Origin of the sequence: Streptomyces sp. NPDC018019, assembly GCF_044327805.1 — a bacterium.
GTDB lineage: Bacteria > Actinomycetota > Actinomycetes > Streptomycetales > Streptomycetaceae > Streptomyces.
Map to the genome: position 1 here is coordinate 61,699 of NZ_JBIRGD010000009.1, position 12,552 is coordinate 74,250.

Here is a 12,552-nt window from a genome sequence, read left to right on the forward strand (position 1 = left end):
GGCCTCGTTCGTATCGGGGGTGGTTGTTCGCGGGCGGTCGTTCGCGGGTGGTCGGCGGTCGGGGCGTACGGGGCCGTGCGCATCCGCACATACCCGTACATATCCGTACGCGTCCGTACCGTCCCCGCGTCCGTGCTCAGCCGCGTTTGACCGCGCACAGCAGGCCGTCGCCCACCGGTAGCAGGGACGAGACCAGCGCGTCGCTCTCGCGCAGCGTGCGCAGCAGCTCCCGCAGGCGCAGCACCTCCGCGGGCTGCGCCGCCGAGTCCACGGTGCGGCCGTCGGCGAAGACGCCCTCGAAACAGACCAGGCCGCCGGGGCGCAGCAGCCGCAACGATTCAGCGAGGTAGTCGAGGCACTCCATCCGGTCGCCGTCGCAGAAGACGAGGTCGTAGCCGCCGTCGGCCAGCCGGGGCAGGACGTCCAGGGCGCGGCCGGGGATGAAGCGCGCGCGGTTGCCGGCGAAGCCCGCCTCCCGGAACGCCTGCTTCGCGAACTGCTGCCGCTCCGGTTCCAGGTCGACCGTCGTCAGGACACCGTCCGGCCGCATACCGTGCAGAAGGTAGATTCCCGACACCCCCGTGCCGGTGCCGATCTCGGCGACCGCCTTGGCGTCCGCCGTGGCGGCGAGCAGGCGCAGGGCGGTGCCGGTGCCCGTGGAGACCGCGCGGATGCCCGCCTCCCGGGCCCGGTCGCGGGACCAGTGCAGGGCGGCGTCGGCCTTGTCGTCGATGGTCCCGGCGCCGTACGCCTCGGCGAATGCCAAGCTCGTCTGCCGGTTGCCGGTAATGGCCCTCTCCTGTCCCCGTAGTTGACGCAACCGTGACTGTATCCGCTGCGTGCGGGAACCCGCAGATGGGACCGGGCGTTGAAGCACAGCAGGGGGGATGCATCGGTGAAGACCCAGCGGGACGCGCGGGATGACACGAAGCCAGACCAAAAGCAGGTCAAATCTGCTTATCCGGAGCTAACGGGCGAGGTGGATATGGTAGGGGCTCTACTGGACACCACCAGAGCCACCAGGGGAGGTGCGGCTGCGACGGGTGACCGATGGGCGCGCAGGCGCTTCAGGCGGTCGGTCGTCGAGCCGAAATCCGTGACAGACACCGCTGACCGTTCCCGCTCCCACGGCCTTAAGGGTAGGGGAGGGGCCCGTGACACCGCTACGACAGCGACCTTCGCCGCCGAAGCGGACGCACAGGTCTGGTCCCCGCCCAGCTGGGAGGAGATCGTCAGCACACACAGTGCCCGGGTCTACCGCCTCGCCTACCGCCTCACGGGCAACCAGCACGACGCCGAGGACCTGACGCAGGAGGTGTTCGTCCGCGTCTTCCGCTCGCTGTCGACGTACACCCCCGGCACCTTCGAGGGCTGGCTGCACCGCATCACGACCAACCTCTTCCTGGACATGGTCCGCCGCCGCCAGCGCATCCGCTTCGACGCGCTCGGTGACGACGCGGCCGAGCGGCTCCCCAGCCGCGAGCCCTCCCCGCAGCAGCACTTCAACGACACCCACTTCGACGCCGACGTGCAGCAGGCGCTGGACACCCTCGCGCCCGAGTTCCGCGCCGCCGTGGTGCTCTGCGACATCGAGGGCCTGTCGTACGAGGAGATCGCCGCCACGCTCGGCGTCAAGCTGGGCACGGTCCGCAGCCGGATCCACCGCGGCCGCTCCCACCTGCGCAAGGCGCTCAAGCACCGCTCCCCGGCGGCGCGCGCCGAGGAGCGCGAGCGCGAACAGCGGACGCTCACCTCGCTCACTACAGGGGAGGTCGGAATCGCGTGAGCGGTACAGGCGGTCCGTCCCCCGCCGAGCATCATCTCGGCGACCGCCTCGCGGCTCTGGTCGACGGGGAGTTGGGGCATGACGCGCGCGAGCGGGTGCTCGCGCATCTCGCTACGTGTGGAAAGTGCAAGGCGGAGGCCGACGACCAGCGACAGCTGAAGAACGTCTTCGCGGCAACCGCGCCCCCCGGTCCCTCCGAGGGGCTGCTGGCGCGTCTCCAGGGCCTGCCCGGGGGTGATGCCGACGGCTTCGGAAGTCGGCTGGGCCGCGGTGGTCTCGGCGGCGGCGCGTTCGGTGGTGAGATCACCGACGGCGGCGAGTTCGAGGCGCGCGGCGGCTCGTTCCGGTACGCACCGTCCGGCGGCCATGCCGTCGGCGCGGTGCCGCGGCAGCCGCGCTCGCGCGGGTTCCGCATCCACGAGACGGAGCGGCCCGCGCCGCAGCGCCGCCGGTTCGCCGCCGCGGCGGCCGGTGCCGTGTCGCTGGCGGCGTTCGCGCTCGGCGGCGCGCTGCCGCTGGAAGCGGCGGTGGACGCACCGGCCGGCCGTGCGGACGGCACCGGCAGCCAGACGACACCGCTCGGCACCACCCCGGGCCTCTACGGCCGGCCGGGCCCGGCCCACGGCGCGTCCCTGTTCGGGACGGGCACCCCCTGGCCCCGGTCGCTCCCGGCCGCGGGGGTGACCTCCGAGCCGGCGCCCAGCTCGCTGGGGCTCACCGGACCGTCGGCGCCGTCGGCGGCCCGCCCCGCCCCGCCGCTGTCGCTCTCCCTGGTCTCCTGGCCGTCCGCGCTGACGGTGCAGACGGGCCAGGGCCTGCCGTACCACCTCGCGCCGGGCACCACGTCGCCGCTGTCCGGTGCCCGCGTCCTGGGACCGGCGCTGCCGTCCGCGGACGCCGGACGCCCGCCGGCCGGGGCCGTCGCGCCGTCCGGCCCCGCCTCCCGGGAGACGATGACCGCCCACCACCCCGCCGAGCGCTGACCGGGCCCTGCGCGAGGCCGCGCGGACCTGGTTGAATCGCTGTCCGGGCGGCGTTCGCTTGTCGGGCGCGCCGCCGGTGAGGTGGCGGAGCCCGTGTGACCAGCGGGCGAATCGGTGGGGAGAGCATGGACGAGGGGACGGCCGCCGGGCCGAAGCGCAACTGGTGGAGCCGGCCGGGCCAGCGGCCCGCGCATCCGGCGGCGGACCCCGCCGCGCCCGGTTCCACGGCACCCGAGGCGGAACGGGGCGCTGCGGCACGGGAGTTTCCGGCGGAGGCCGCGGGAACGGCGGGAAGCGCGGAGGTTTCCGGAGCGGCGGAGGTGCCGGGCGCTCCGGGGGTGCCGGATGCCGCGCCGGTGGCGGGCGGACCGTCCGGACCGTCGGCCGGTGGCCCGTCCGGCATATCGGACGATGTCGCGGCGGCGGACAGCCCGTCCGGGGCGACGTCCAAGGCCGCGGCGGCCGACAGCCCGTCCACCGCACCGGCCGGAGACTCGTCGATGCCCGGCGAACAGCCCGGAGCCATGCCTGACGCTACGTCAGGCGCCACGTCAGGCGACGCCTCCGATGCGACCGCCTCCGGTCCTGCCACGTCCGATGCTGTCGTGTCCGGCCCGGCCCCTTCCGATGCGACCGCCTCCGGCCCGGCCCCTTCGGATGGCCCCAGCGCCTCTCAGTTCCCCGCGCCACCGGTCGCCCCGCCGCAGCAGCAGCCGTTGCACCCCCAGGACCCCTACGGCACGCCTCCGTACGGAGATCCCGGCCCCTGGGCCCCCGCGCCGCCGGTGCAGCGCCCGACGGCCACCCCTGCACACGGCACCGGAGTCCCGCCGCAGAGCGCGGGCAACGCACCACACCACACCGCACCGCACGCGGCCGCCCCGCCGTCCGGCCGGCAGTCCCCCTACGGCACCGGCGCCCCCGTACCGCCGCCCCAGCAGCCGTTCCCCGCCCAGCCGCAGCCCCCTGCGGCCCCGGGCGCGCCCCAGCCGCAGCCGTACGCCGACTCCGCCCGCACCCCGATGCCACAAGCCGAGCCGACGGCCCCGCACGACCCGCCCCCGCACGGCACCCCCGAGACCACTCCGCCCACCGGCACCGGCACCACCCTGCTCACCAAGGGCGACGGCGCGCAGCCGCCCGTCGTGGCGCACGACGCGTCCGGCGCCCCGCTCCCGCCCGAGGCGCACGGCGCGCCCCACCCAGGTCAGCCGCCCGTACCTCAGCCGGGTGCGCCCGCCACCCACCAGCAGGGCGAGGGGTCCGGCCACTGGCAGTACGACCCGTGGCGGGCGCCGCAGCACGGTGCCGCGATGCCGCTGGGCACGCCGCCCCCGCCCCCGGCGGCCCCCCGGCGCAACCGCCGCGGCGTGCTGGCCGCCGGGGCGGTCGCGCTGGCCCTCCTGGCGGGCGGTATCGGCGGCGGCGTCGGCGCGTACATCGAGCGCAACGGCGGCCTGGGCTCCATCGAGCTGCCGCAGGCCACCGGCGACCAGGGCGGCCGGAAGCCGGACAGCGTGGCCGGCATCGCCCAGGCGGCCCTGCCCAGCGTGGTCACCCTGCACGTCCGCGGCAACGCGGAGCAGGGCACCGGCACCGGCTTCGTGCTCGACAAGCAGGGCCACATCCTCACCAACAACCACGTCGTCGAGCCGGCCGGCACCGGCGGCGAGATATCGGTCTCCTTCAGCGGCGGGGAGACCGCCAAGGCCAAGGTCATCGGCCGGGACGGCGGCTACGACCTGGCCGTCGTGCAGGTCCAGGGCGTCTCCGGGCTGCGTCCGCTGGCGCTCGGCGACTCCGACTCCGTCCGCGTCGGCGACCCGGTCGTGGCGATCGGCGCCCCGTACGACCTCGCCAACACCGTGACCGCGGGCATCATCAGCGCCAAGCAGCGGCCGATCACCGCGGGCGGCAAGAAGGGCGACGGCAGCGACGTCTCGTACGTGGACGCCCTGCAGACCGACGCCCCGATCAACCCCGGCAATTCCGGCGGCCCGCTCGTCGACTCCCGGGCCCGGGTGATCGGCATCAACAGCGCCATCCGCGCGGCCGACAGCTCCGGCGGCGGGCTGGAGGGCGGCGGCCAGGGCGGCAGCATCGGCCTGGGCTTCGCCATACCGATCAACCAGGGCAAGTGGGTGGCCGAGCAGCTGATCAACAAGGGCAAGGTCATGCACCCGGTGATCGGCGTCACGCTGGAGATGGAGTACGCGGGCGACGGCGCCCGGGTCAGCTCCCGGAGCAAGGACGGCGGTGCCCCCGTCACACCCGGCGGACCGGGCGCCAAGGCGGGCATCCAGCCGCGCGACGTGATCACCAAGGTGGACGGGCAGCCCGTGCACAGCGGCGAGGAGCTGATCATCAAGATCCGCAGCCACCGGCCGGGGGACCGGCTCGCGCTGACCCTGCTCCGGGCCGGCAAGGAACGGACCGCGCAGCTCACCCTGGGCGCCTCCAGCCGGGAGTGAGCGCCCGGCCGGGCCCGGGCGCCGACCGTTTGCACGGTGTTGGGGCGGGCGACTCCCGTCGGACGGGCGGGGCCAGGTACCGTGATAGGCGGCCTGGCCCATAGGCCCGACACGTCCCCCTAGGTCCCCCTGGGACCCGGTAGGCCACGGATTACCCAAGGAGCTGCAAGGTGTTCTTCGACATAGGACCCCTAGAGCTGGTCGCGCTCGTGATCCTTGCGGTTCTGATCTTCGGGCCGGACAAGCTGCCCAAGGTGATCTCGGATGTCATGGGTTTCGTGCGCAAGGTGCGGGCGTTCTCGGACAACGCCAAGGAGGACATCCGCAGCGAGCTGGGGCCGGAGTTCAAGGACTTCGAGTTCGAGGACCTCAAGCCGCGCAACTTCGTGCGCAAGCACGTGCTGGAGAACGACCAGTACGGCCTCCAGGAGATCCGCAACGGCTTCGACCTGAAGCAGGAGATGGCCGAGGTCACGGACGCGGTGCACGGCACCGACGGCGCCTCCTCCGCCGACCGGGGGTCCGCGTCCCGGGTGAGCTTCGCCAAGGGCGCCCCGGACGCCGGCGCCGGCTCCGGCGGCGGGACCACCGCGCCGGACATGTTCAAGAAGGGCGCGAAGCCGTCGCCGGGCGAGCGCCCGCCGTTCGACCCCGATGCCACCTGACTCGTCTTATGCAAGCCTTATGCCCGCTGGTGCCGACCGGGTTGACTATGCTCCCCGTGTCCGGGGTGAGGTCGCCTGAGGGGGGCGGGCCGCCCACGACGCAGGGCAACGAGGAGGCTCCGCGCAGATGGAGACGACGGGTCGGGCAGGAGTACGGGCGGTCACCGCCGGCGCCGGGCGGAAGGTCGACGGCTATCTGATGGCCGCATTTCCGTGGTACGGACTCGACGACGCGTTCACCGGTCCCCGTTGGCTGATGCAGGTCGGTGCGGCCGCGGACGGCACGGTCGAGCACGGCGCCACCGGCCACGGCCAGGAGCCCACCATAAAGGTGGAGACCGCGCCGGACGCGGAGCGTTTCGCGGTGGTGGTGACCGTCGCCAGCCGGCCGGTCCGGCGCAGCGCCGACGGTACGGGGGTCCTGGAGGCCACCTCGGTCTCCACGGCGGCCTGGCTCGCCGGGTCGGGCCTGCTCTCGCGCACCTGGCCGACACAGATGGACCGCACCCTCCGCCAGGACTGGCTCGACCAGCAGACGATGCTCGCCTGGGAGCTGGCCGACGACCTCGGGGGCGAGGGCTGGAGCGCGCTGACCCTGCCGGTGGACGGTGTGCCGACGCCGTTCCGCTACCGGGAGTCGGAGTACGGCTGGGTGCTGGCCGGCTCGGCGGGCGACGGCCCCGGGGGCGTGCACATCGGGGCGTACGGGCGCGGGATGAGCGCGTACGGGCTGGGCTTCGCCGTGGTCAAGGACCTCGGCGTGTACGAGAACGGCGGGACCGGCGCGGGCCCGCAGGACGCCGAGGACGCGCGGGCGGACGACGTGCCCGCGGAGGGCGTGGCCGCGGACTGAGGGGGAGCGGCCGGATGCCACCACGAAGAAGGGGCGAGCCCATCGGGCCCGCCCCTCCGCACGTTCCGGCCGCCGCCCGGGCGGCGGCCGGAACGGCTCAGAACTTGTTGCGCGGGGTGATCCCCAGCGACATGCCCGCCAGGCCGCGCTGCCGGCCGCCCAGCTTGCCCGCGATGGCGCGGATCGCCGCGCCGGCGGGGGACTCCGGGTCGGTCAGCACCACCGGTTTGCCCTCGTCGCCGCCCTCGCGCAGCCGTACGTCGATCGGGATGGCGCCCAGCACCGGCACCTGGGTGCCGGTCGTCTTCGTCAGGCCCTCGGCGACCCGCTCGCCGCCGCCGGTGCCGAACACGTCCACCATCTCGTCGCAGTGCGGGCAGGGCAGCCCGGACATGTTCTCCACCACGCCGACGATCTTCTGGTGGGTCTGTACGGCGATGGAGCCGGCCCGCTCGGCGACCTCCGCCGCGGCCTGCTGCGGGGTCGTGACGACCAGGATCTCCGCGTTCGGGACCAGCTGGGCCACCGAGATGGCGATGTCGCCGGTGCCCGGGGGCAGGTCGAGCAGCAGCACGTCCAGGTCGCCCCAGTACACGTCGGCCAGGAACTGCTGGAGCGCGCGGTGCAGCATCGGGCCGCGCCAGACCACCGGGGCGTTGCCCGGGGTGAACATGCCGATGGAGATCACCTTCACGCCGTTGGCGGACGGCGGCATGATCATGTTCTCGACCTGGGTGGGCCGGCCGTCCACGCCCAGCATGCGGGGCACCGAGTGGCCGTAGATGTCGGCGTCCACCACACCGACCTTCAGGCCGTCGGCCGCCATCGCCGCGGCCAGGTTGACCGTCACCGAGGACTTGCCGACGCCGCCCTTGCCGGAGGCGACCGCGTAGACCCGGGTCAGCGAGCCCGGCTTGGCGAACGGCACCTCGCGTTCGGCGGTGCCGCCGCGCAGCGAGGAGGCCAGCTCCTTGCGCTGCTCGTCGCTCATCACGTCGAGCTCGACCTCGACGCCGGTGACCCCCTCGACGCGCGCCACGGCGTCCCGCACGTTCGCGGAGATCGTCTCGCGCATCGGGCAGCCGGCGACCGTCAGGTAGACCGCCACCGCGACCGTGCCGTCCGCCGCGATCTCCACCGATTTGACCATGCCGAGGTCGGTGATGGGGCGGTGGATCTCGGGGTCGTTCACCGTGGCGAGCGCGGCGCGGACCGCGTCCTCGCTGGGCGCTGCGCCTTGGGGCGTGTCGGTAGCCATGCCCCAAGGGTAAGGCGCGTGAGGGGGCCTCCGGAAAGGCCGGTCGGCGGTCGTGTTCGTCACTCCGGCGCGGGCCGGCCGCCCGCCCTGCCGTGCGCGGTCCGGCCCTACTCCCGGCGCCGGACCTCCGCGTCGCTCTCCGCGTCCACCAGCTGACGCAGCTCCAGCTCCTTGAGCACGTCCTGGAGTTCGGAGCGGATCCAGTCGCGGGTGGCCACCTCGCCCAGGCCCAGCCGGAGCGCCGCCACCTCCCGGGTCAGGTATTCGGTGTCGGCGATGGCGCGCTCGTTCTGCTTGCGGTCCTGTTCGCGGGTGACCCGGTCCCGGTCGTCCTGCCGGTTCTGCGCGAGCAGGATCAGCGGGGCCGCGTAGGACGCCTGGAGCGAGAGCATCAACGTCAGGAAGATGAACGGGTACTTGTCGAAGCGCAGATGGTCGGGTGCGGAGACGTTCCAGATGATCCACACCACGATGATCACCGTCATCCAGACGATGAACCGGCCGGTCCCCAGGAAACGGGCGATCTTCTCCGACAGCCGCCCGAACGCCTCCGGGTCGTACTCCGGCAGCAGGCTCCGGCGCGGCGCCCGCGGCTGGTCCAGGCGCACCCGGGGGCGCCCGCCGCCCAGGCCGGGCCCGGGAGCCGTGTTCAGCGCCCGCGCACGCTCCTTCACACCGTCCCGTTCCTCAACGCCCATCGTCCGGCTCTCCCTCCCGGTCCGCCGCCGCGCCGGGCGGGCCGTGCATCTCCGCCTCGCGCCAGTCCTCGGGCAGCAGGTGGTCCAGTACGTCGTCGACGGTCACCGCGCCCAGCAGCGAGCCGCTCTCGTCCACGACTGGCGCCGCGACCATGTTGTAGGTGGCCAGATAGCTGGTCACCTCGTTCAGCGGGGTGCCCGGCGGCAGCGGCGGCAGATCGGTGTCGGCGATGGAGCTGACGAGCGTGAACGGCGGGTCGCGCAGCAGCCGCTGGAAGTGCACCAGGCCCAGGTACTTGCCGGTCGGCGTCTCGTCCGGCGGCCGGCACACGTAGACCTGCGCGGCCAGCGACGGGGAGAGGTCCGGGTCGCGCACCCGGGCCAGCGCGTCCGCGATCGTCGCGTCCGGCCGCAGCACGATCGGCTCGGTCGTCATCAGACCGCCCGCGGTCCGCTCCTCGTACGCCATCAGGCGCCGTACGTCCGCCGCCTCGTCCGGCCGCATCAGGCCCAGCAGCCGTTCCTTCTCCTCCTCCGGCAGTTCGGAGAGCAGATCGGCGGCGTCGTCCGGGTCCATCGCCTCCAGGACGTCGGCGGCCCGCTCCTCCGCGAGCTTGCCCATGATCTCGACCCGGTCGTCCTCCGGCAGCTCCTCCAGCACGTCCGCCAGCCGGGCGTCGTCCAGCGCCGCGGCCACCTCGCCGCGCCGCTTCGGCGTCAGATGGTGCAGGGCGCTGGCCAGGTCGGCCGGGCGCAGCTGGTCGAAGGTGGCCAGCAGGCTCTCCGCGCCCTGCCCGTCCTCCTCCAGCGAGAACCCGGTCACCGCCGACCACTCGACCGTCAGCACCTCTCCCTTGCGGCGCAGCGCCCCGCCCCGGCCCTTCCGTACGAAGACCTTGTCGATCTCCCAGTCGCGGCGGGCCGGCAGCTGGATGATGCCGATATCCAGGACGGTGGCCTCCTCGTCCGTCTCGACCAGCCGCACCCGGCGGTCCAGCAGCTCGCCGAGGACCAGCGTCTCCGAGGCGCGCTGCTCGAAGCGCCGCATGTTGACCACGCCGGTGGTGATGACCTGGCCGGACTCCACGCCCGTCACCCGGGTCATCGGCAGGAAGATCCGGCGGCGGCTGATCACCTCGACGACCAGGCCCAGCAGCCGGGGCGGCCGGCCGCCGACCCGCAGCAGCGCCACCAGGTCGCGCACCCGGCCGACCTGGTCGCCGTTGGGGTCGAAGACGGCGATGCCCGAGAGATGCGAGACGAACACCCGGGGGGTGACCACCGCCATGCCGAGTGCCTCCGCTTCCGTTCCGCCGCCGCCTGTACGGGCCGCCGCGTCGCCACGGCCGCGCCCGTTCCTGCCTCGCGTTACGTGTTGCCGCTCATCCGCAGGTGAAGCCCCCCGCAGAGCCTTGATCCGAATTCAGGCTAACGTGCACCGGCCGGTGCCGCCCGGGTGGGAAGGGCCGTACGGTGTCCACCACGCACTCCGCCGTACGACGTGCCCGGCCCCGGGTACGCTGCCGTACTGCCGCCGAGGTCATCCGCACCAGGAAGCAGAGCCGTCGTGACCACATTCCCCTCGGCAGGCCCCGCCCGGGCCTGCTCCCGCCGCCCGGCCGTGCCCCGTCGCAGGAGCGGGGCGGCGCTGACGGCGGCGGTGTGCGCGGTGCTCGCCGGGGCGCTGGCGGGCTGCGCGGCGGAGGACCCGGACGCCGGGACGAACGGGGTCGGCAAGCTGCCCGCCGACCAGATCCAGTCCAAGGCGCAGACGGCCGCCCGCGGTGCCGGAACGGTACGGCTCGCCGGCAACCTGGTCAGCCAGGGCCGCACCTACAAGCTCGACATGCGGCTCGGACGGAACGGCGCCGAGGGGCAGCTGTCCACCAAGGCCGCCACCTTCCAGCTGCTGCGGGTCGGCGACGCGCTGTACCTGAAGGCGGACGCCGGCTTCTGGGAGCGCGAGAAGAGCGCCAACCCCTCGAAGAACGACGGGACGGCCGCCTCCAAGCTCGTCGGCAAGTACGTGAAGGTGCCCGCCACCGACCCCGTCTACAAGCGCTTCAGCGGCTTCACGGACAAGGGCGTGCTCCTGAGCAGCCTGCTCGGCCTGCACGGCAAGCTGACCACCGGCGAGCGCGGCACCCTGGACGGCACCCGCACCATCCGCATCGCCGCCGGCCAGGGCGCGGGCGGCACGCTCGACGTCTCCCTCGAAGGCAAGCCCTACCCGCTCCGGCTGCGCCGCGCGGGCGGCGCCGGCGAGATCCGCCTCACCGACTGGGACAAGCCGGTGGAACTCCGGGCCCCCGAGGCCGGCCAAGTGATCGACTACGGCAAGCAGATCACGACCGGCGACTAGGTGCGCTCCCCGCTCACTTGCTGTGCATGATCTGGATCAGGTTGCCGCAGGTGTCGTCCAGGACCGCGGTGGTGACCGTGCCCATGTCCGCCGGCTCCTGGGTGAAGACCACGCCGAGGCCGCGCAGCCGGTCGTACTCGGCCCGGACGTCGTCCACGGCGAAGGAGGTGGCCGGGATGCGGTCCTGGACCAGGGCCGTCTTGTACGGCTGCACCGCGGGGTGGCCGGAGGGCTCCAGCAGCAGTTCGGTCCCGTCGGGGTCCTCCGGCGAGACCACGGTCAGCCACCGGGCCGGGCCGCCCAAGGGGATGTCGTGCTTCTTCACGAAGCCCAGTACGTCGGTGTAGAAGCGCAGGGCCTTCTCCTGGTCGTCGACGAAGACGCTGGTGACGTAGATCCTCATGGGGTGCTCTCCGGTGTGTCGGCTCTGAGCCATCGGGTCATGATGCGTTCAAGAGGTGCGGTGTCCAGGTCGTGGAACTTGTAGCGGCCCTCGCGCCGCGAGGCGACCAGCCCCGCCGATTCCAGTACGGCCAGATGCTGGCTGATCGCCTGGCGGGACAGCCCCAGGCCGTGTTTCGTCGCCAGCCGCGCGCATATCTCGAACAGTGTCTGGCCGTTCCGCTCCACCAGCTCGTCGAGGATGTGCCGACGGGTGGGGTCGGCCAGCGCCTTGAAGACCTCTTCCGCCATGGCCGCCACGATAGGCAAGTGGAGACTTGCCTATCGAGGCAGGGGGCGGCGTTGTCCGGGGCATGCCGAAGGGGGCGTGCCGGAAGCGGTGTGTGGGTGACAGGGAGGGACGTGCCGGAAGCGGTGTGTGGGCGTCCGGTAGGGGCGCCTGGGGTGCCGGGAAGGCGGCGGGACGGCCGCCATACGGGGCCGCTCCGGCGCGGCCCCGCCCTCAGCCCCTGCGCTTCCCGCGCAGGAGCTTCGGGAGACCCGCCGGGACGGGGTTGCGGGTGGTGGCCGGGGTGGGCAGGGGCGTGGCGGCCTCGGAGGAGCCGTCGAACTCCGTACGGGCCGCCGCCTCCGTGACCGGCTCCAGCCGCAGGACGCGGCACTCGCGCGCCCAGCGCCGCGGCATCGTCTCCGCGTCCGGCGCGTTCAGCCGCTTGCCCTTGAGGTCCTCCACGGCGGCCTGCCACGCCTCGCCGTCCGGCGTCAGCTCGGTGACCCGGGCCTGCCAGCTGACCAGCCGTCCGCCCTTGTCCTTGCTGCGTACGGTGACGGTCGCGGTGCCGCCGTCCGCCAGGCCGAGATCGTGCAGCGGCTGCTCGTCGGCCGGGTCGGCCGCCCGGTCCGTACCGCCGCCGGCGCCCGCCCCGACGACGCACGCGGCCCCGTCGTGCCAGACGTGCCACAGGGCCCGCGCCGGGCCGGTGACGCCCCGTACCCAGATGAGGCCGGACTTCTTCGTGGCCTCTTCGATGAGCGCGCGGTCCAGCAGCGCCTGCGACACGGTCTCCGTCATGG

13 protein-coding genes are annotated in these 12,552 nt (G+C 73.6%); 6 read left to right on the plus strand and 7 right to left on the minus strand.

What is annotated here, in order from left to right:
• Positions 1-136: 136 nt before the first annotated feature.
• The gene (locus tag ACH4FX_RS17045; protein WP_398479615.1) at positions 137-820 is read right to left on the minus strand and encodes an O-methyltransferase; all 684 of its coding nucleotides are present in this window, start codon (positions 818-820) and stop codon (positions 137-139) included.
• A 276-nt stretch (positions 821-1,096) separates the two neighbouring features.
• Between ACH4FX_RS17045 and sigE the strand changes: the two genes are divergently transcribed.
• The 5 genes from sigE (at position 1,097) to ACH4FX_RS17070 (ending at position 6,758) form a co-directional block, all read left to right on the plus strand.
• A complete protein-coding gene (sigE, locus tag ACH4FX_RS17050) occupies positions 1,097-1,786 on the plus strand; it encodes an RNA polymerase sigma factor SigE (protein WP_398479617.1) in 690 nt (229 codons plus the stop codon).
• Positions 1,783-2,769 (plus strand): anti-sigma factor family protein, encoded by a 987-nt coding sequence (locus ACH4FX_RS17055; RefSeq protein WP_398479619.1) that lies wholly within the window; start codon positions 1,783-1,785, stop codon positions 2,767-2,769. The genes sigE and ACH4FX_RS17055 overlap by 4 nt, the downstream gene beginning before the upstream one ends.
• 716 nt (positions 2,770-3,485) lie before the next feature.
• Positions 3,486-5,240, plus strand: a complete 1,755-nt coding sequence (locus ACH4FX_RS17060) for a trypsin-like peptidase domain-containing protein (RefSeq protein WP_398479621.1) — start codon at positions 3,486-3,488, stop codon at positions 5,238-5,240.
• A 170-nt stretch (positions 5,241-5,410) separates the two neighbouring features.
• On the plus strand, positions 5,411-5,905 hold the full coding sequence (locus ACH4FX_RS17065) for a sec-independent translocase (protein ID WP_398479623.1): 495 nt from the start codon (positions 5,411-5,413) through the stop codon (positions 5,903-5,905).
• Positions 5,906-6,032: 127 nt separating this feature from the next.
• On the plus strand, positions 6,033-6,758 hold the full coding sequence (locus ACH4FX_RS17070) for a hypothetical protein (RefSeq protein ID WP_398479625.1): 726 nt from the start codon (positions 6,033-6,035) through the stop codon (positions 6,756-6,758).
• A gap of 97 nt (positions 6,759-6,855) precedes the next feature.
• Here ACH4FX_RS17070 and ACH4FX_RS17075 read toward each other — a convergent pair whose 3' ends face one another.
• The 3 genes from ACH4FX_RS17075 to ACH4FX_RS17085 form a co-directional block, all read right to left on the minus strand.
• Entirely contained in the window at positions 6,856-8,016 is a 1,161-nt protein-coding gene (locus tag ACH4FX_RS17075) for an Mrp/NBP35 family ATP-binding protein (protein ID WP_398479627.1), read from the minus strand.
• Between the two features lie 107 nt (positions 8,017-8,123).
• Positions 8,124-8,714 carry a DUF1003 domain-containing protein gene (locus tag ACH4FX_RS17080; protein WP_398479629.1) on the minus strand — a complete coding sequence of 197 codons (591 nt, stop codon included), beginning with the start codon at positions 8,712-8,714 and terminating at the stop codon, positions 8,124-8,126.
• Complete coding sequence (locus ACH4FX_RS17085) at positions 8,704-10,002, minus strand: magnesium transporter MgtE N-terminal domain-containing protein (RefSeq protein ID WP_398479631.1); 1,299 nt, start codon at positions 10,000-10,002, stop codon at positions 8,704-8,706. The genes ACH4FX_RS17080 and ACH4FX_RS17085 overlap by 11 nt, the downstream gene beginning before the upstream one ends.
• A gap of 333 nt (positions 10,003-10,335) precedes the next feature.
• Between ACH4FX_RS17085 and ACH4FX_RS17090 the strand changes: the two genes are divergently transcribed.
• A complete protein-coding gene (locus ACH4FX_RS17090; protein ID WP_398479977.1) occupies positions 10,336-11,076 on the plus strand; it encodes a hypothetical protein in 741 nt (246 codons plus the stop codon).
• Between the two features lie 13 nt (positions 11,077-11,089).
• Here ACH4FX_RS17090 and ACH4FX_RS17095 read toward each other — a convergent pair whose 3' ends face one another.
• The 3 genes from ACH4FX_RS17095 to ACH4FX_RS17105 form a co-directional block, all read right to left on the minus strand.
• Positions 11,090-11,479, minus strand: coding sequence for a VOC family protein (locus ACH4FX_RS17095; protein WP_398479633.1), 390 nt, complete (start codon positions 11,477-11,479; stop codon positions 11,090-11,092).
• A complete protein-coding gene (locus ACH4FX_RS17100) occupies positions 11,476-11,769 on the minus strand; it encodes an ArsR/SmtB family transcription factor (RefSeq protein WP_398479635.1) in 294 nt (97 codons plus the stop codon). Before ACH4FX_RS17100 ends, ACH4FX_RS17095 begins: the two co-directional genes overlap by 4 nt.
• Positions 11,770-11,980: 211 nt before the next feature.
• The gene (locus ACH4FX_RS17105; protein WP_398479637.1) at positions 11,981-12,550 is read right to left on the minus strand and encodes a hypothetical protein; all 570 of its coding nucleotides are present in this window, start codon (positions 12,548-12,550) and stop codon (positions 11,981-11,983) included.
• Positions 12,551-12,552: the final 2 nt, after the last annotated feature.